Source organism: Acinetobacter sp. WC-323, assembly GCF_000314615.1.
GTDB lineage: Bacteria > Pseudomonadota > Gammaproteobacteria > Pseudomonadales > Moraxellaceae > Acinetobacter > Acinetobacter courvalinii.
On the sequence record NZ_AMZS01000019.1, the window covers coordinates 1 to 572 of the forward strand.

A 572-nucleotide genomic window follows, 5' to 3' on the forward strand; every position below is an offset into this window, starting at 1 on the left:
TAAATTGAAGTGCAATTTCACGCATGGTCAAGATGATCTCATCGACTTCTAGAGTAGTCAGATTAGCTTCTGAAGTACCGAGTTTATGTATGTCATTTCGGGAAATATTGAGCGCTTCTCCCATAATGTCCATTTGATGATAACCACCTGGACCCTCGCAGAAGGTCACATCATAGGCTGGAGCCAATTTCCATTGACCATTTTTCTCCATGAGAAATGAAAAGTTCTTAGTATGGTCATCCCGATTATTGAAAAGCACATTAAACACAGCACGTTTAAAAGCATGCAATCTTTCTCGTACATCTTGCGTACACATCAAGGTTGCCCGGAGAAAATTGCGATAGTCTAGGCTACCTGGAACTTTATAGTCTGCTCCTGTATATGCAGCCAAACTCTGCATTGGAATCCGCATACCATTTTGACGATCGAATCGTTTAGAAGCAAAAGCCGTTAAACCATTGGGCAAATTAAAGAAATGGGTATCTGGAGTCTCAATTGCACAAAGTCGCAAACATTCTGCATAGACGGCTTCAATGGCGCAGACTTCAGGATGCTCTTGCTGAGCAGGAAAC

1 protein-coding gene is annotated in these 572 nt (G+C 42.1%); it reads right to left on the minus strand.

The genetic code is table 11. The annotated features are described in order from the left end of the window. Window positions 1-572, minus strand: a 572-nt coding sequence (locus ACINWC323_RS16510) for a type II toxin-antitoxin system HipA family toxin (RefSeq protein WP_009507936.1), incomplete at both ends; no start/stop codon positions are given.